General features: G+C 59.8%; 12 protein-coding genes and 1 pseudogene. 10 read left to right on the forward strand and 3 right to left on the reverse strand.

All coding sequences use genetic code 11. The features are described 5' to 3' along the window. Positions 1-64: 64 nt before the first annotated feature. Together ACEN8R_RS09250 and pgm are read left to right on the forward strand one after the other, a co-directional pair. Positions 65-1,465, forward strand: coding sequence for an aminotransferase-like domain-containing protein (locus ACEN8R_RS09250; RefSeq protein WP_026286406.1), 1,401 nt, complete (start codon positions 65-67; stop codon positions 1,463-1,465). 110 nt (positions 1,466-1,575) lie between these two features. After that, positions 1,576-3,222, forward strand: coding sequence for a phosphoglucomutase (alpha-D-glucose-1,6-bisphosphate-dependent) (pgm, locus tag ACEN8R_RS09255; RefSeq protein ID WP_018926014.1), 1,647 nt, complete (start codon positions 1,576-1,578; stop codon positions 3,220-3,222). Between the two features lie 154 nt (positions 3,223-3,376). On the opposite strand, the gene ACEN8R_RS09260 is transcribed toward pgm, so the two are convergent. Continuing rightward, complete coding sequence (locus ACEN8R_RS09260; protein WP_495624769.1) at positions 3,377-4,072, reverse strand: pirin family protein; 696 nt, start codon at positions 4,070-4,072, stop codon at positions 3,377-3,379. A 281-nt stretch (positions 4,073-4,353) separates the two neighbouring features. Here ACEN8R_RS09260 and ACEN8R_RS09265 point away from each other — a divergent pair, with 281 nt between their 5' ends. From ACEN8R_RS09265 to ACEN8R_RS09275, 3 genes are all read left to right on the forward strand, one after another. Then, positions 4,354-6,828, forward strand: a complete 2,475-nt coding sequence (locus ACEN8R_RS09265; RefSeq protein WP_018926012.1) for a UvrD-helicase domain-containing protein — start codon at positions 4,354-4,356, stop codon at positions 6,826-6,828. Positions 6,829-7,109: 281 nt separating this feature from the next. Then, positions 7,110-8,486 carry a pyridoxal-phosphate dependent enzyme gene (locus ACEN8R_RS09270; RefSeq protein ID WP_018926011.1) on the forward strand — a complete coding sequence of 459 codons (1,377 nt, stop codon included), beginning with the start codon at positions 7,110-7,112 and terminating at the stop codon, positions 8,484-8,486. Next, the gene (locus ACEN8R_RS09275; RefSeq protein ID WP_018926010.1) at positions 8,483-9,679 is read left to right on the forward strand and encodes a cystathionine gamma-synthase; all 1,197 of its coding nucleotides are present in this window, start codon (positions 8,483-8,485) and stop codon (positions 9,677-9,679) included. The genes ACEN8R_RS09270 and ACEN8R_RS09275 overlap by 4 nt, the downstream gene beginning before the upstream one ends. A gap of 105 nt (positions 9,680-9,784) precedes the next feature. Here ACEN8R_RS09275 and ACEN8R_RS09280 read toward each other — a convergent pair whose 3' ends face one another. Then, complete coding sequence (locus ACEN8R_RS09280) at positions 9,785-10,060, reverse strand: DUF1652 domain-containing protein (protein WP_018926009.1); 276 nt, start codon at positions 10,058-10,060, stop codon at positions 9,785-9,787. Positions 10,061-10,335: 275 nt separating this feature from the next. Here ACEN8R_RS09280 and ACEN8R_RS09285 point away from each other — a divergent pair, with 275 nt between their 5' ends. The 4 genes and pseudogenes from ACEN8R_RS09285 to ACEN8R_RS09300 all read left to right on the forward strand — a co-directional run bounded on the left by ACEN8R_RS09285 (position 10,336) and on the right by ACEN8R_RS09300 (position 13,843). Then, on the forward strand, positions 10,336-11,151 hold the full coding sequence (locus ACEN8R_RS09285) for an AraC family transcriptional regulator (RefSeq protein ID WP_018926008.1): 816 nt from the start codon (positions 10,336-10,338) through the stop codon (positions 11,149-11,151). 51 nt (positions 11,152-11,202) lie between these two features. Continuing rightward, entirely contained in the window at positions 11,203-12,609 is a 1,407-nt protein-coding gene (locus tag ACEN8R_RS09290) for an NAD(P)/FAD-dependent oxidoreductase (protein ID WP_495624770.1), read from the forward strand. A 2-nt stretch (positions 12,610-12,611) separates the two neighbouring features. Next, positions 12,612-12,698, forward strand: a pseudogene (locus ACEN8R_RS09295) (cupin domain-containing protein); the annotation flags it as partial. A gap of 59 nt (positions 12,699-12,757) precedes the next feature. After that, positions 12,758-13,843, forward strand: a complete 1,086-nt coding sequence (locus ACEN8R_RS09300) for a polyamine ABC transporter substrate-binding protein (protein WP_495624771.1) — start codon at positions 12,758-12,760, stop codon at positions 13,841-13,843. Positions 13,844-13,916: 73 nt separating this feature from the next. Here ACEN8R_RS09300 and ahr read toward each other — a convergent pair whose 3' ends face one another. Then, a complete protein-coding gene (ahr, locus tag ACEN8R_RS09305; protein ID WP_192350563.1) occupies positions 13,917-14,948 on the reverse strand; it encodes an NADPH-dependent aldehyde reductase Ahr in 1,032 nt (343 codons plus the stop codon). A gap of 514 nt (positions 14,949-15,462) precedes the next feature. Here ahr and ACEN8R_RS09310 point away from each other — a divergent pair. Beyond that, entirely contained in the window at positions 15,463-16,911 is a 1,449-nt protein-coding gene (locus tag ACEN8R_RS09310; RefSeq protein ID WP_018926004.1) for a serralysin family metalloprotease, read from the forward strand. The last annotated feature ends 67 nt before the right edge of the window (positions 16,912-16,978 follow it).

Consider the following 16,978-nt stretch of genomic DNA (forward strand, 5'->3'; position numbering starts at 1 on the left):
TTCCTGGTTTGGCGGATGCATCAAGAGTGCGTCATGACGTTCGTAGCGTGTTCGGTCATCACCCATGAAAGGATCACGAGATTCCGATTTCGCGTACCAGGCGGTGTACCGCTACCTGAACAATCTGATCAATGAGCCGGGCAGTGACGTGCGAGTGCGCCTGCCCTCATTGCGGCAGTTGGCGGATCGTTTGAGTGTGTCGATCTCGACCATTCAATACGCCTATTCGCTGCTGGAGAAGGAAGGACGCATCTATTCGGTTGCCAAGTCAGGCTATTACGCACTGCCGGTGTCTTCTATCGGTCTTCCCGGCAGCGGCAAAGACCTGCTCGAAACGGTCTATGTCAACGCCAGGCGCCCCGGCATGCTGGTGTTGAGCGCCGATGAGCCGGCGTTGTTACAACCCCTGGACAGCCCGTTGTTGTTGCTGGAGAGAGAATTGCTGCGCCAGTATCCGCGCCAGCCACAACCGTCTTCACAACCCTGCGGCGAGCTGGAACTGCGCACGGCCCTTGCGGCACGCTACACCACTTCGCCGACACGCTGCTGGCATGCCGATGATGTCTATATCGGCGCAGATATGCGCGGCGTACTTGAAATATTGATCGCCGTTCTTGAGCTCAAAGATTCGGTGGTGGTGGTCGAGTCGCCGTGCGACTGGGTGATTCTGCGCTTGTTCCAGGACGCAGACGTGCAGGTTGTCGAGCTGCCGCTGCAAGCCTGTGGTGGCCTGGATCTCGAACAGCTGAGAGAGCTGCTCGAGACCGGGCAGGTGCGACTGATGATGCTTTCATCGGGACTGAACATGCCGCGCGGGAGCGTGGCGCCTGACGACAACCGGCAGTCCACTGCGCAACTGCTGGGACGGCATGGCTGTTGGGTGTTGGAAAACGATTGTTACGGCGAGCTCGAATTCGAGCCGAGCGGCTTGCGGTTTCGCGACCTGGTGGACCCTGATCGGCTGATCGTGTTTTCCACTTTCGAGAAAATCATCGGCTCGGAGGCACCCTTTGGTTACCTGCTTTCGCGACAACTGCGTGCCGAACTGCAACGGCACTTTCTGCTGCGGGCATTCCGTTTGTCGCTGATTCGTCAGAAAGCCATCGCGCGGCTGTACAGCAACGGACGCATCGATCAACACCTGCTGGTGTTGCGTCGACTGCTCAAGGAACGCATGGTGCTGATGACCCAACTGCTCCAGGAGCGTCTGCCGGAATCGCTGCATTTCGTCGAGCCCCAGGGCGGGGCGACGGTGTGGATTCGCTCGTTGCGCCAGGTCAATGTACATCGAGTGTTCCAGAGACTGCTCAAGCAGCAAGTGGTCATCGCACCGGGGGAGTTGTTCAGTTTGCAGGGCCTGCACGCGCAGCACTTGCGCCTGAGTCATACGTTCGGTGGCGACCACGAGCTCGTCGCTGCACTGGGGCTACTGGGGGATGCCTTGCGTCTGGAATCGATCGATTGAGCCGAGGTGGAAGAGCTCCTCGGAACCTGACATTCGATAACGTCGCGCAACGGCCAAACTGTCAGTAAACTGCGCTCCTATCCCGAACCACTCTCTCTCAGAGGTTTTGCATGACACTCAGTCCTTTTGCGGGCAAACCGGCACCGGCAGAACTGTTGGTCGACATCCCGCGACTGGTAACGGCCTATTACACCGGCCAGCCCGATGCAGCCATTTCTACCCAGCGCGTCGCCTTCGGCACGTCCGGACACCGAGGTAGCTCGTTCGACTTGAGTTTCAACGAATGGCATGTCCTGGCCATCAGCCAGGCGATCTGCCTGTATCGCGAGGCCCAGGGCATCGATGGCCCGCTGTTCGTCGGGATCGACACCCACGCACTGTCCACGCCAGCCGGTGCCAGTGCCCTGGAAGTGTTGGCGGCGAACGGTGTCACGGTGATGATCGCCGAAGGCGACGAGTACACCCCGACGCCGGCCATTTCCCATGCGATTCTTTGCTACAACCGCGGGCGCACTTCAGGCCTGGCGGACGGCATCGTCATCACGCCGTCCCACAACCCGCCGCAAAGCGGTGGCTACAAGTACAACCCAACCAACGGCGGCCCGGCCGATACCCACATCACCAAGTGGATCGAAGCCAAGGCCAACGAGTTGCTGGCAGCCAAGCTCGCCGGCGTCAAACGCATCAGCTACGAGCAGGCCCTGAAGGCCAGCACTACCCATCGTCATGATTACCTCAACACCTATGTCGCTGACCTGATCAACGTGATCGACTTCGACGCCATCCGCGATGCGAAGCTGCGTCTGGGTGTCGATCCGCTGGGCGGAGCAGGGGTGCGCTACTGGTCGGCGATTGCCGAGCACTACCGCCTGGACCTGGAAGTGGTGAATAAACAGGTTGATGCAACGTTCCGTTTCATGACCGTCGACTGGGACGGGCAGATCCGCATGGACCCATCGTCCAGCTATGCCATGCAAGGCTTGATCGGCCTGAAAGAGCGTTTCGACGTGGCGTTTGCCTGCGACCCGGACCACGACCGTCATGGCATCGTGACCCCGTCCGGTGGTTTGCTGGCGCCGAACAACTACCTCGCGGTGTCGATCGACTACCTGTTCCAGAACCGTCCACTGTGGCGGGCCGATGCGGCCGTGGGTAAGACCGTGGTCAGCAGCGGCTTGATCGATCGCGTCGCCAAACGCCTGGGCCGTTGTCTGTACGAAGTGCCGGTCGGTTTCAAATGGTTTGCCGACGGTCTGTTTGACGGCTCCCTGGGTTTTGGCGGTGAAGAAAGCGCCGGTGCGTCGTTCCTGCGCAAGGACGGCGGTGTCTGGAGTACCGACAAGGACGGTTTGATTCCGGCGCTGCTGGCCGCTGAAATGACCGCTCGCACGGGCCGTGATCCAAGCCAGGCCTATCGCGCGTTGACCGATGAACTGGGTGAGCCGTTCTCGGTACGCGTTGATGCCAAGGCCAACCCTGAACAGAAAGCACTGCTGAGCAAATTGTCGCCGGACCAGGTCACTTCGACTCAACTGGCGGGCGAAGCGATCCAGAGCATCCTCAGCCATGCACCGGGCAACGACCAGGCCATCGGCGGTCTGAAAGTCATGACCGAGAACGGCTGGTTCGCGGCGCGGCCGTCGGGCACCGAGGACATCTACAAGATTTACGCGGAAAGCTTTGTCAGTGACGATCACCTGAAACAACTGGTGGCCGAGGCTCAGACACTGGTAGATGGCGCAATTTCTGCGAAGTGATTGAAAGTCCTGTGGTGAGGGAGCTTGCTCCCTCGCCACAAATGAAATTGTCTAGTCCTGAAGCTGGTGTAAACCTTGTTCAGGACGGGACACACAGCAAAAAAAAGGGGCGACCATCAACGGTCGCCCTTTTTTTTGCCGCGCATTTACCGCCTCAAGCCACATCTACCAAGACGATTTCGCTGTCTTCGATCGCAGTCACCCGCAACACTTGCTCATCGGCAACCGCGACCCCGTCTCGAGCTTGTGTGCGCAAGCCATTGACTTCAATCGCTCCTGTCGCTGGCACCAGATAAGCGCGACGGCCACTGTCCAGACGATATTCAGCCGTTTCCCCGGCTTTCAGGTTGGCCGCCACCAGACGTGCATCGGCGCGAATCCGCAGGCTTTGATCGTCGCCGGCCTTGCCACTGGCCAGGGTCACGAAGCCTTCGCGCTGGCCTTTGGGGAAGGGCTTGGCGCCCCACGACGGTGCCAGACCGGTTTCGTTGGGGATGATCCAGATCTGAAAGATCCGGGTCTCGGTCGCTTCCAGGTTGTACTCACTGTGGGCGATCCCGGTGCCGGCACTCATGACCTGCACATCACCGGCTTCGGTACGGCCCTTGTTGCCCAGGTTGTCCTGGTGGGTAATCGCGCCTTCACGAACGTAGGTGATGATTTCCATGTCCCGGTGCGGGTGTTGCGGGAACCCGGTGCCGGGGGCAATCACGTCATCGTTCCACACCCGCAGGTTGCCCCAGTTCATGCGTTTGGGGTCGTAGTACTCGGCGAACGAAAAGTGGTGATGGGCATCCAGCCAGCCATGGTGCGCGCCGCCCAGGGAGTTGAAAGGTCTGAGTTCAAGCATGATCGTCTCCTGAAAAAGGTTCGTCATGGGGGCAGAACGTCTGAGCCACAAACGAGAACCGGTGGTTGATGGTCAGTATCATCCATCAGGTACCCATCGATAAAAAGCGTAAAAAATGCCTCAATACAATCGAATTATTTGATACCGAATAATCTCGAATTTTTCTCATCCAGCCTTCACTTCATCGCATAAGCCAATGACCTGTAAGCATTTCACTAGAACTCAACGGCAAATGCAGACACCATAGCCCCCGACAGCCTTACACACTGGAGTCCGCCTGCGTGCCGCAACACACACCCGATCTTCCGCCCGAACTTCGTCCCCTGGCCGAGATGCCTTTGCTCAAACGTCTGGCCGCCCGGTTCTTTGGCCACGGCCTGACCCGCCTGCGCGCGCAACACCGTGCGTCCTGGCTGCACGGGCAAGCCGACGGTTTTCGCAGCGGTCACAGCGCTGGCGTGGAATACGGCTATAAGGAAGGCAAGCTCGAGGGTCTGGAAGAAGGCCGGCAAGTGCTGCTGATCCGTGACTCGCGCTCGACCGAGCATCGACCGCCCAACGTCGATGACAACCTGTTCGACGATTGGCGCCTGCCATTGAGCGCCGAGCTGAAGAAGCGCATGAAGGCCGACGTGGCGCGACTGCTGCCTGCGCATGCCCAGCCGAGCGCTGCCCAATGGAAAATGATCTTCAGTGACACACCGTCGACTTCGGTGATCGCCGGCGCGGGCGCGGGCAAGTCGACCACCCTGGTGTTGCGTATCCTGCTGCTCAGCCATTACCTGGGGTTTGAGCTGAGCTCGATGACCGTGGTGACCTTCACTCGCGAGTCGCGCAAGGACTTCATCAATAAGCTGATCGAACTGTTTGCCGTGTGGGGTCGGGCACTCAGTTTCAAAGAAGCGCGGGACCTGGTGCGTACTTTTCATTCGCGGATCCTGCCAATGGTGCGCAGCCTGCCGGGTTTCGAACGACTGCAAGCCTTCGAAAACCTCAGCTTTCGCGTGCAGGGCACCGATGAGGAGGTCGACAGCAACCCCTTCGACCTGCGAATCAACGATGCCCAGCGCCAACAACTCAACGCCTGCTATCACAGCCTGCATACCCGCGATGAGCGTTTCCGCGAATTGATCAAGCCGTTGTCTCGTCACGCCTTGCAGCTCAAGGAACTGGAGCGCGATCACCCGGACGTGCAAAAGCGCATGGCGGTGACTGAACTGGCGGCCAAGCGCGATGAAGAGCTGTGCGACACCATCGAGGACCTGTGGTTTCGCGCCGGCGCTTGGCCGATCAAGGGCATCGAGCCGAATCGTCAGGCCTTCGACATCAACGGTTCGACCTTCCATTGCCACGGTTACATTCCGGCGCTGGATGCCTGGGTGGTGCTGGGTTTCGATCCTCGGGAAAATCCCCAGGTCAGCCGCCCGAATGCCAAGCTGACCGTGCGTGCGGAATGGGCTGTAAAGCGCACCTTGTTTCAAGCTTTCTGTCATAAGCCATTGATATGGCTTGATAGTTACGAATCTTCAAAACGTGTTTTGGCGTCGCTTGCCGGTGACGCCAGCGCCGGGCCGGGCTTCGATTACAAGGTCAAGGGCGAGCTGGCTTCCGCGCCGTTGCTGGACTGTTTTGTCGCGGCAGCCGGGTTTATCGAAAACCTCGGCCTGGATGTGCCCAATGCCGTGGGCCAGATGAGTTTCGCCAAAGATGACCCGGACCGATTCTTCTTCGAGGCCTTGAGCCTGTTCTGGCGAGCGCTGGAAGATCATCTGCTGGATCAATCGCCACCCGTGATGACCTACAACCGGATGTTTGCCCTGTTCAGCGAGCATTCACCGGAGAATCTCAAGTTGCTCGGCGATGAACTGCTCAGGCCAATGTCGCACTTGATGATCGATGAGTTCCAGGACGTGTCGCCGCAGATCGTTTCCTGGATTCGCGCCAGCCTGGCCGAGATCCGCAGTCGTGGCCCGGCCATGCACGTAGGGCGAGGGGCGCAACGTTCGTCATTGCTGTGTGTGGGGGACGACTGGCAATCGATCTACGGCTGGCGTGGCAGTTCGCCGAGCTATTTCATGGAGTTCAACAAGGAGTTCCCGTCACCGAGCACGACCAAGGTGATGCTCAGCGACAATTACCGCAGCCATCAGCACATCATCGACGCGGCGGAGCACATCGTCCGCGCCGCACCGGCAATCGCCGGCAAGAAGGCCAAGGCCAGCGGAGAACCCAAGGCGTTGCTGCCGGTGAACGTTCTCGATCGGGATGACCAGGGTATGGCCCAGCGCCTGATCGAGCACTACAGAAAAGGCGATTCAATCTTGATGCTTTATCGAAAAAGTAGCGATAAGTCATTGATAGAAGAGCATATTCAGTCTGTAGTTAATGTGGATTCTAGCTTGCCGTACGACGCGCGGCGGCTCAAGCAACTGACCTATCACAGCGCCAAGGGCCTGCAAGCTGATGCGGTATTCCTGCTGGGAGATTGCCAGCATCTGACCAGTTCGCCTTACAAGAACCAGGTCTATCGCATGGCCGGACTCGGCAAGGCCGGCGACAGCGAGCCCTACGACAGCGCACAGAAAGACGAGATCCTGCGTCTGGCCTACGTGGGCATCACCCGGGCGGTGAGCCATTGCTACTGGTATGTCGATGGCCAGGATACCCAGGCGGCGAATATGCCCAAGGCCTCCGACCGGATCGGCAAGGGCAAGGCGTTTTTTGCCGATCACCGTCAGGGAAAAGTGCAGGCCTGAACCTCAAGAGAGTCTTGAGTCAAAAAACCTGTGGCGAGGGAGCTTGCTCCCGCTGGGCTGCGTAGCGGCCCCAAAAATGCGACAAGCATTGCCGATTTTTGTGAGCGCTGCGCACTCAAGCGGGAGCAAGCTCCCTCGCCACAACAAGCTCGCTCGCCACAAAAGTTGCGAGGGGCGCGATCCCGGCCTATGGTCCAAGCGAGGCTTTGATTGCGACGAGGCGCTCGACACGCTTCAGGTCGCTGTCCATCCAGTGCGGATACCCGTAGCGAGGTGACGACATGCCGAACAACTCCCGTCCCGCCGTGCTCGAACTGATCGGCAATACGCCGCTGGTGCGTATCAGCCGCTTCGATACCGGCCCATGCACACTGTTCCTCAAGCTTGAATCGCAGAACCCCGGTGGTTCGATCAAGGATCGCATCGGCCTGGCGATGATCGACGCCGCCGAGCGCGACGGTCGCCTGCGCCCCGGCGGTACCATCGTCGAGGCCACGGCCGGCAACACTGGCCTGGGGCTGGCTCTGGTCGGCCGCGCCAAGGGTTACCGGGTGGTGCTGGTGGTGCCGGACAAGATGTCCACCGAAAAAGTCCTTCACCTCAAGGCGATGGGCGCCGAGGTGCATATCACCCGCTCCGACGTCGGCAAGGGCCATCCCGATTATTACCAGGACGTCGCTGCGCGGCTGGCCAAGGACATTCCCGACGCCTTCTTCGCCGATCAGTTCAACAACCCGGCCAACCCGCTGGCCCACGAGTGCAGCACCGCGCCGGAGATCTGGGCGCAGACTCAGCATGATGTGGATGCCATCGTGGTTGGTGTCGGTTCGGCCGGCACGCTGACCGGGCTGACTCGTTTCTTTCTGCGCGTACAACCGAATCTGGAAATGGTGTTGGCCGACCCGGTCGGCTCGGTGATGGCGGAATACAGCCGCAGCGGCACCCTTGGTACGCCCGGCTCCTGGGCGGTGGAGGGCATCGGTGAGGACTTCATTCCGTCGATTGCCGACCTTTCCAGCGTGCGCAAGGCCTATTCGATCAGCGATGAGGAAAGCTTCGATCATGCCCGCCAGCTGCTGCGCGCCGAAGGCATTCTCGGCGGCTCTTCGACTGGCACCTTGCTGGCGGCGGCATTGCGTTACTGCCGCGAGCAGACCGAGCCGAAGCGGGTGGTCAGTTTCGTTTGCGACACCGGCACCCGTTATCTGTCGAAGATCTACAACGACCAGTGGATGAACGATCAGGGCCTGCTTGCGCGCAAACGCTACGGCGATTTGCGTGACCTGATCGCGCGGCGTTTCGAGGATGGCCGGGTGGTCAGCGTCGGCCCGGACGACACCTTGCTCACCGCCTTCCAGCGCATGCGCCTGGCGGATGTGTCGCAACTGCCGGTGCTGGTGGACGGGCAGCGGCTGGTCGGGGTCATCGACGAGTCCGATATTCTGTTTGGCGTGCATGAAGACGCCACGCACTTTCGCATGACCGTGACCAGCGCGATGACCGACAAACTCGAAACCCTGCCTCCCGGCGCCAGTCTTGCTGAACTGGAGGCGGTGCTCGACCGTGGGCTGGTGGCGATCATCGCCGACACCTCGGGCTTCCATGGCCTGATTACCCGCGTCGACATGCTCAATCACTTGCGGAGGTCCCTGGCATGAGTCAGCACGATGAAAGCACCGCGCCACGGGGCTTTGCCACCCGTGTGATCCATGCCGGACAGACGCCGGACCCGACCACCGGGGCGCTGATGCCGCCGATTTACGCCAACTCCACCTATGCGCAGCAGAGCCCCGGTGTGCACAAGGGCTTCGATTACGGGCGTTCGCACAACCCGACGCGCTTTGCCCTGGAGCGTTGCGTGGCGGACCTTGAGGGCGGCACCCAGGCGTTCGCTTTCGCCTCCGGGCTGGCGGCGATCGCCACTGTGCTCGAATTGCTCGACGCGGGTGCGCACATCGTTTCTGGCAATGACTTGTACGGCGGGACTTTCCGTCTGTTCGAACGGGTGCGCCGGCGCAGCGCGGGGCATCGCTTCAGCTTCGTTGATCTGACGAACCTGGCGGCCTTCGAAGCGGCGCTGCAGCATGACACGCGGATGGTCTGGGTCGAGACGCCGAGCAATCCTTTGCTCAGCCTCACTGACCTCGCCGCCGTCGCACGCATCTGTCGCGAGCGCGGCATCATCTGCGTGGCGGACAACACCTTCGCCAGCCCGTGGATCCAGCGTCCTCTGGAATTGGGCTTTGATATCGTGCTGCACTCGACCACCAAGTACCTCAACGGTCATTCCGACGTGATCGGCGGCATCGCAGTGGTCGGGCAGAATGCAGAACTGGCCGAGCGCCTGGGCTTTCTGCAGAACGCAGTGGGGGCGATCGCCGGGCCGTTCGACGCGTTCCTCACCTTGCGCGGGGTGAAGACCCTGGCGCTGCGCATGGAACGTCATTGCAGCAACGCGCTGGAGTTGGCGCAATGGCTGGAACGTCAGCCGCAAGTGGCACGCGTGTATTATCCGGGCCTGCCATCGCACCCGCAGCACGAATTGGCGCGGCGGCAGATGCGCGGGTTCGGCGGGATGATTTCCGTCGAGCTGAACAGCGACCTGACGGGCGCCAGACGTTTTCTCGAGAGTGTGCGGATCTTTGCCTTGGCCGAGAGCCTGGGCGGGGTGGAAAGCCTGATCGAGCACCCGGCAATCATGACTCACGCCACCATTCCCGCAGAAACACGCGCACAGCTAGGTATCAGCGATGCGCTGGTGCGTTTGTCTGTGGGGGTGGAGGATGTCGAAGACCTACGCGCCGATCTGGCCCAGGCGCTGATGCAAGTTGCGGCGACGCATTCCTTGTAGCAGCTGCCTCGCAGGCTCGACAGCTGCTACAAGCCGATCGGGCTCGGCAGCTGCTACAAAAAGCCCGCTAAATCGATAAGCGGGCTTTTTGTCGGGTGTTGGCTGTCAGGCATAACTCCTGAGCGTCTGCGGAGGAATGAACGCTTCCAGCTCATCCTCGACCGCTTCGATAATCCGCTCTACATCGGCAGCGTTCATGACCGTTGCACAAGGAATGCCGGCAATGGCGATCATGGTTTCGCCGCTGGCTCGGTCGAACAGGCGAGCAACCATGCTGCCCGGTGCATCCATGGTCGCCTCGAAACCCATGGGATGAAAATGCCAGCGCATCAGCTGGCAGGCATTTGGAAAAGTAACCTTGCTGAATGAACCTTGATTCATGTGTTGCCCACCTTCTTCATCGAGCGCTTCCTTTAGCTCATGTTAGGAGGGAAGAGCCTTCAATGGCTCAACCGGTGACTGTCTTTAAAAGTAGCACCCGGATGTGAAAATCATGTGGATTTTTTCAGACCGTTCAGCGATTGGTTCAGTTTTTTTTGATGCAGGTCATGAGATACGGGCATCTCGGCCAAGGGCCAGCATTGCCGGGCATCCCATTGGTCATTGAAGCCCGGACAGAACTTCGGCAAGCTCGGTTTTTTCTCGTCGAGTCCTCTATGCACGCCGATGATGATGGTCCGTCGCAAACCCAGGCCACGGGCGACACGGTCATGCGTTACCACCTGCGCTGGAAGCACCGGGATCTGGATGGTGTGATGGCGCTTTATCACCCGGACATTCAGTACAACGACTTTTTCCAGAACCGCGTGATGGGGCTGGATGCGTTGCGCGACTACGTGCGCGACAGCATGCCCCGGGATCCGGATGAGGCGCTGGAGCACTCGGACCGTATTCGACTGGATGGCAACACGGCGTTCATTCAATACCGCATCACCCTTCGCGGCGGTGAAGGGCTGGTGTCGTTTCGGACCAGCGAGGCGATCACCGTACGTGACGGGCTGATCTGGCGGGTCAATGAATACGCCACCCTTGTACATGAACAAACATCCGGCAAAGCCGCCCGCAACCTGCGCCCGGCGGTCAGTCGGCTCGGGTTGTCACCGCGACAGCTGAGTTTCATGGCCGAAGACTTGCAGCAGTATTTCCAGGGACAGCAGCCGTACCTGGATCCCGAACTCGACCTGCAACGGGTGGCGAAGGAGTGCGGTTACAGCCGCAATCAGATTTCCTACCTGTTGAACCAGGTGCTCGGTCAAAGCTTCTACCGTTACGTCAATCAGGCGCGGTTGCGGCATTTGCTCGCGGCACTGGACAGCGCCGCGCCGCCGCTGCGTATCGATGAGCTGGCCTTTGCCGCAGGCTTCAATTCGCTGTCGGCGTTTTACAGCTGTTTCCGCCAGCACACCGGTCTGTCGCCCAAGGCTTACGCCAAACAAATTTCTTTGCGTGCACGCGCGCAAGACGGCCCCTGAGCCCACGCACTAGGATCGACGCCATCGAAGTATTGAGTGGCGGAGTCTTGCATGGCAGCGTGGCGAACGATCAGTTTGTGGATGGATCAACTCGACGAGCCGATGCTGGCGCGCCCGGCGCTGGAACAGGACCTGGACGTCGACGTGGCCATCATTGGCGCCGGGTACACCGGGCTCTGGACGGCGTACTACCTCAAACGCCTGGCGCCGGGACTGAACATCGCCATCGTCGAAGCCCAAACCGCGGGGTTTGGTGCGTCGGGCCGTAACGGCGGCTGGTTGATGGGCAATCTGCTGGGTGAAGACCGCTTGCTCGCCGGACTACCGGCGGAACAACGTCGCGCCTCTTTCGATCTGTTGCACAGCATCCCTGATGAAGTAGAGATCGTCCTCGAACGAGAAGGCATTGACTGCGATTACCGCGAGGGCGGGGCGCTTTACTGTGCGGCGCGTTACCCGGAGCAGGAAGCCAGCCTGCGCAATTATCTGGACGCGCTCTACCGCCAAGGGCTGACCGAGGCCGACTACCGCTGGCTCAACACCGAGCAATTGGCGCAACAGATCAGAATTGCCAAACCTTATGGCGGTATCTATGCACCGCACGTGGCGACCATTCACCCGGCAAAGTTGGTGCGAGGTCTGGCACGGACGGTGGAGCGCATGGGGGTCAAAATTTATGAAAACAGCCCGGTCACCCAGTGGCAGTCGGGCAGTTTGCGTACCGCCCGCGCGCAGGTTCGCAGCCGCTGGATCGTGCCGGCGGTAGAAGGTTACGCAGTCACGTTGCCGCCGCTGGGTCGTTATCAATTGCCCGTGCAGAGTTTACTGGTGGCGACCGAACCGCTGTCCGCCGCGACCTGGGACGACATCGGCCTCAGCCATGGTCAGGCGTTCAGCGAAAGCAGCCGCCAGGTCACCTACGGCCAGCGCACGGCCGACAACCGTCTGGTGTTTGGCGCCCGTGGCGGCTATCAGTTTGCCGGCAAGTTGCGCCATGACTTCGAGCTGAGCGCCAGCGAAGTGCAGTTACGACGCTACCTGTTCGGTGAACTCTTCCCGCAGCTCAAGAACGTGCGAATCACCCACGCCTGGGGCGGAAACCTGGGGATGTCCCGGCGCTTCAAGCCGCACATGCTCTGCGATCAGGCCAGCGGCATCGCCTTGTCGGGCGGTTATGGCGGGGAAGGCGTGGGTGCCAGCAACCTCGGCGGGCGGACGCTGGCCGATCTGATTCTTCGGCGCGATACCGAGTTGGTGCGCCAGCCGTGGGTGATTACGGAGGGCGGTCTCGACGCGCTCAAGGCCTGGGAGCCGGAGCCCTGCCGCTGGCTGGGCTACAACGCAATCATCCGCAGCTTCGTTCACGAAGACCAGACCCTGGCCAATCCGTCCACCGCGCCCTGGCGTCGCAAACTGGCCGGCCGGGTCGCGGGGTTCATGGAAGGTTTCATGCGCTGAACGGCGATGCACTGATGTTGCCAGCCAACAGCCTCGGCATCTGGGACATCCAGGAAACCGTGCGCAAGACCTACGTTTTGATTTTTTGATCTCTGATTGCCTGCCAGTTCTCCAATAAAAAGAAAACAACCCATACAGGAATCGACCCATGATCCGAAAGACACTGACGCTTGCTCCACTTGCGCTCGTCGCGACCCTCAGTCAGGCCGCCGAGACCGTGAAAATCTACAACTGGTCGGACTACATCGCCCCGGACACCACAAAAAACTTCCAGAAAGAAACCGGTATCGCCTTCAGTTACGACGTCTTCGACAGCAACGAAACCCTGGATGGCAAGTTGATGACCGGCACATCCGGGTATGACGTGGTATTCCCGTCCAACCACTTCATGGCCCGACAGATTGAGGGCGGGGCCCTGAAGAAACTCGACAAGAGCCAGCTGCCGAACTGGAAAAACCTCAACCCGGTGTTGCTCAAAACGTTACAAGCCAACGACCCGGGCAACGAGCATGGCTTCCCGTATTTATGGGGCAGCACCGGCATCGGCTACAACGTGGCCAAGGTCAAGGCGGTGCTGGGCGACAACGCGCCGGTGGATTCCTGGGACCTGATCTTCAAGCCCGAGAACATGGCAAAACTGCAAAAGTGCGGCGTGGCGATCCTCGACAACGGGCCCGAACTGTTGCCGGCGGCGTTGAATTACCTGGGGCTGCCGCATCACAGCAAGAACCCCGAAGACTATAAAAAGGCCGAAGCGCTGCTGATGAAAGTCCGGCCCTATGTCAGCTATTTCCACTCATCCAAATACTCCAGCGACCTGGCCAACGGCGATATCTGCGTGGCCGTCGGCTTCTCTGGCGACATTCTCCAGGCGGAAAACCGCGCCAAGGAAGCCGGGAATGGTGTGGACATCGGCTATTCGATTCCCAAGGAAGGCGCGGCCATCTGGTTCGACATGGTCGCCATGCCCGCCGACGCCCCGGACGAGAAAGCCGGTTACGCGTTCATGAACTACCTGCTGCGTCCCGACGTCATGGCCGGCATCAGCAACTACGTGCACTACGCCAACGGCAACGAACAGGCCGACCGCCTGATCGATCCGGCGATCAAGAGCGACACCAAGGTGTATCCGAGCCCGGAAATGATGGGCAAATTGTTTGCCCTTGAGGCGATGCCGTTGAACATCGACCGGGTGCGGACGCGGGTGTGGAACAAGATCAGGACCGGTAGCTGATCGGTCTGCCTGCAACACCTCTCGAGTAGCGATGGCAAAAGGCGCGTGCGGTATTACCCGACGCGCCAGTCTGTCATTTGCTGGCGTCCAGCACGACGCGGTAACGCGCCTTGCCACTGCGTAGGTGATCAATGGCGTCGTTGATCCGGCTCATGGGAAAGTGTTCGACCTGCGGCAAGATCTGATGCCGGGCGCAGAATTCCAGCATGGTTGCCGTGGTACTGGGCGAGCCAACCGGCGAGGCAGACACACTCTTTTGTTGGGGCAGCAGGTTGAATACGTGCACTGGAATAGCGCCAGGCACGACGCCGACAAAGTGCAGGCGACCCTTGCCGCGCAGCGTGCCGAGCATGGCCGGCCAGTCGAGGTCGGCGTTGGCGGTGACCAGGAGAAAATCCAGGGTGCCGGCAATGGATTTCAGCGCGTTGCTGTCGGTAGAGGCGAGCACGTTGTGCGCGCCCAGGCGCCTGGCTTCGTCCTGCTTGCTCAACGACGAGGTAAAGGCCGTGACCTCGCAGCCCCAGGCGTTGAGAAAGCGCAGTGCCAGATGACCGAGGCCGCCGATTCCCACGACACCGACCCGGTCAGTGGGCTTGACGTCGAATTCCACGAGCGGGTTGAACACCGTCGAGCCTGCGCAGAACAGCGGTCCGGCCATGGCCGGGTCAAGTCCGTCCGGTATCGCAAGCGCCCAGGCCCAGTGCGAACGCAGGCGATCGGCGAAGCCTCCATTGCTGCCAACGATGGTGGGTTGGACTGTGCTGCACAGATTGTGGGAGCCTCCGATGCACGAGGAGCAATGCATGCAACTGCCCTTGTACCAACCAATGCCCACCCGTTGCCCCACTTCGAGACCGCGTACCTGTGCGCCCACTCGCACGATACTGCCGACTACTTCGTGGCCAGGGATAAACGGGTAGTGGCTCAGGCCCCATTCGTTATCGATCATCGACTGGTCGGAGTGACAGACGCCGCAATACTCCACGGCGACTTCCACCTCCTCGGCGCCCAATGGACCGGGGTCGTAGCTATAGCGCTCCAGCGGCGCGCCTGCCGATGTTGCGGCCCAGCCGGTAAAAGTTGTGAGTTCGGTACTGTTGCTCATGGGATACCTCCAGATCAGGAGACAGGGACTTTGGCCGTTCGGATGCGGTGGCCTGGCAAGCCAGAGCGTAATCAGTCTAGCAGGCCGCAATCACGAGCATGGTCTGAGGGCGGTGCCGGGATTAACGGGTCGTCGGAGCCCTGTCGTTGTCCACTGCGGCAACTAACTGGACGTTTAATTTGATTGATATCAATACACTGGCACTGATACTAAGAAGTCCAAAAAAAGAGAGCCAATCAACAAAAAAACAACTTACCAATATTTAATATTTAAATATGAAATTGTCGGACAATCCGGCTGAAACCCTGTACTAAGAACAATCTTTCGACAGCACAAGCAATGTTTGCTGGAGTTCTGCGAAACAGTTCAATTTGACGTCAAAAAAAATGTAGACGTTTGATTTCGAATTGTGTCAGTTTTCATACGCCTTCATTGGGCGAGTGATAGGACGATCTCGCCAGAGATTGTCGTATCGGACAAAAACTGTTCCATTGCTAAACAAGGAAGTGTGTTTATGTCGAAAGTAAAAGACAACGCTATTGATCTTGCCGAACAGGCCTTTGCACCATTGGCTGCCGCCAGTTCTGCCTACAACCAGATCGATAGTTTCAGCCATCAGTATGATCGGGGTGGCAATCTCACGGTCAATGGCAAACCCTCCTTCTCCGTCGACCAGGCCGCTACCCAGCTGCTGCGTGACGGCGCTGCTTACCAGGACAAGGACGGCAGTGGCAAAATCGAACTTACCTACACGTTCCTGACCTCGGCCTCGTCGAGCACCATGAACAAGCACGGCATTACCGGGTTCAGCCAGTTCAATACGCAACAGAAAGCCCAGGCCGTGCTCGCCATGCAATCCTGGGCCGACGTGGCCAACGTCACCTTCACCGAGAAGTCCTCCGGCGGTGACGGTCACATGACCTTCGGCAACTACAGCGGTGGTCAGGATGGCGCAGCGGCATTCGCTTATCTGCCTGGCACGGGCGCCGGTTATGACGGCACTTCGTGGTACCTGACCAACAGCAGCTATACGCCGAACAAGACGCCGGACCTGAACAACTACGGCCGTCAGACCCTGACCCACGAAATCGGTCATACCCTGGGGCTGGCCCACCCTGGCGATTACAACGCCGGTGAAGGTGCACCGACCTACAATGACGCGACTTACGGGCAAGACACCCGCGGTTACAGCGTCATGAGTTACTGGAGTGAAAGCAATACCGATCAAAACTTCAGCAAGGGCGGTGTGGAAGCGTATTCTTCCGGCCCGCTGATGGACGATATCGCGGCCATCCAGAAACTCTACGGTGCCAACACCACCACCCGTACCGGTGACACCACCTACGGCTTCAACTCCAACGCCGGTCGCGACTTCTTGAGCGCATCTTCCTCGTCGGACAAAGTCGTGTTTTCGGTGTGGGATGCGGGCGGCAAGGACACCCTGGATTTCTCCGGCTTTACCCAGAACCAGAAGATCAACCTCAATGAAGCCTCGTTCTCCGACGTTGGCGGCCTGGTGGGCAACGTGTCCATCGCCAAAGGCGTCACGATCGAGAACGCGATTGGCGGCTCGGGTAGCGACCTGTTGATCGGTAACAGTGTGTCCAACGAACTGAAGGGCGGTGCCGGCAACGACATCCTCTTCGGCGCGGGCGGTGCAGACAAACTGTGGGGCGGCTCGGGTTCGGACACCTTCGTGTTCGCGGCCAGCAGCGACTCCAAGCCAGGCGCGGTCGACCAGATCCTCGATTTTGTCAGCGGCCTGGACAAGATCGACCTGACCGGCATCACCAAAGGCGCGGGCCTGCATTTCGTGAACTCGTTCACCGGTGCGGCAGGCGATGCAGTGTTGACCACTTCGGGCGGCAACAGCCTGTTGTCGGTGGACTTCTCCGGGCACGGCGTGGCTGATTTCCTGGTCAGCACCGTTGGCCAGGCGGCGTTCTCGGACATCGTGGCCTGATTCAAGGCATAAAGGAGGGCGGCGCTTTACGCGTCGTTCTCTGCCCCGATCCAGAGTAAAACGCCCT

This window comes from Pseudomonas sp. Pseusp15 (genome assembly GCF_059492165.1).